Origin of the sequence: Streptomyces sp. NPDC127084, assembly GCF_042724175.1 — a bacterium.
Classification (GTDB): Bacteria; Actinomycetota; Actinomycetes; order Streptomycetales; family Streptomycetaceae; genus Streptomyces.
This window is the reverse complement of sequence record NZ_JBHXFA010000373.1, coordinates 1-1346: the sequence shown is the minus strand read 5'-3', so window position 1 is coordinate 1346 and position 1346 is coordinate 1. Positions and strand designations below refer to the sequence as shown.

The following is a 1346-nucleotide window of genomic DNA, read 5'->3' as shown; positions in this document are numbered from 1 at the left end:
GAGGGGAGGGGAGATCGCAACGGGCCTCCCAAGCCCGGCCCTCTCACCCAACTCCAGGAACTCCGGCACCGCTTGGCGAAACTCCCGGGGCGGTGTCCAGACCGTGTCCAGACCCCGAGCACCTCGCGCAGTCGGTCCAGCCCCCAGTCCAGGTCCTCCCGGCCGATCATCAGCGGCGGCGAGATCCGGATCGTCGCCCCGTGGGTGTCCTTCACCAGCACGCCCCGCTCCACCAACCGCTCCGAGACCTCCCGCCCCGACCCGACCCCCGGCGCGATGTCGACCCCGGCCCACAACCCCCGCCCGCGCACCGCCGTCACCCGCCCCGTACCGGTCAACTCCCGCAACTCCCCGTGCAGATGCTCCCCGAGCTCCGCCGCCCGCGCCTGATACTCACCCGACCGCAGCATCGCGATCACCTCCAGCCCCACCGCACACGCCAGCGGATTCCCGCCGAACGTCGACCCGTGCTCCCCGGGCCGGAACACACCCAGCACCTCCGCGCTCGACGCCACCGCGGACACCGGCACCACCCCGCCGCCCAGGGCCTTCCCCAGCACATACATGTCGGGCACCACCCCCTCGTGCTCGCACGCGAACGTCCGCCCGGTCCGCCCGAGCCCCGACTGGATCTCGTCGGCGATGAAGAGCACGTTCCGCTCCCGCGTCAACTCCCGTACCCCCGGCAGATATCCGGCCGGCAGTACCACCACCCCCGCCTCGCCCTGGACCGGCTCCAACAGCACGGCCACCGTGTTCTCACTGACCGCCGCCCGCATCGCGGTGAGATCCCCGTACGGCACGATCTCGAAGCCCGGCGTGTACGGCCCGAAGTCCGCGCGCGCCTCCGGGTCGGTCGAGAAGCCGACGATCGTCGTCGTACGGCCATGGAAGTTGTTGCCCGCCACCACGATCTTCGCCCTCCCGTCGGGCACCCCCTTGACCCGGTACCCCCACTTCCGGGCGGTCTTCAGCGCGGTCTCCACCGCCTCCGCACCCGTGTTCATCGGCAGTACCAGCTCCATGCCGCACAGGTCCGCCAACTGCTCGCAGAACGCGCCGAACCGGTCGTGGTGGAACGCCCGCGACGTCAGCGTCACCCGGTCCAACTGGGCCTTCGCCGCCGCGATCAGCCGCGGGTTGCCGTGCCCGAAGTTCAGCGCCGAATACCCCGCCAGTAGATCGAGAAAGCGCCGTCCCTCCACGTCCGTCATCCACGCCCCCTCGGCGGTGGCGACGACCACCGGCAGCGGGTGGTAGTTGTGCGCGGTGTGCGCCCCGGCGGCGGCGATGAGGGCTTCCGTACTGGCTTCCGTACTGGTCACGGCGTCTCCCGGGGTGAGGGT

Annotated in this window: 1 protein-coding gene; it reads right to left on the bottom strand. The window is 71.3% G+C overall.

From position 1 onward, the window contains the following. Window positions 1–1325, bottom strand: a 1325-nt coding sequence (gene rocD, locus ACFWI9_RS34320) for an ornithine--oxo-acid transaminase (RefSeq protein WP_387169225.1), incomplete at its 3' end; no start/stop codon positions are given. Between the last annotated feature and the right edge of the window lie 21 nt (window positions 1326–1346).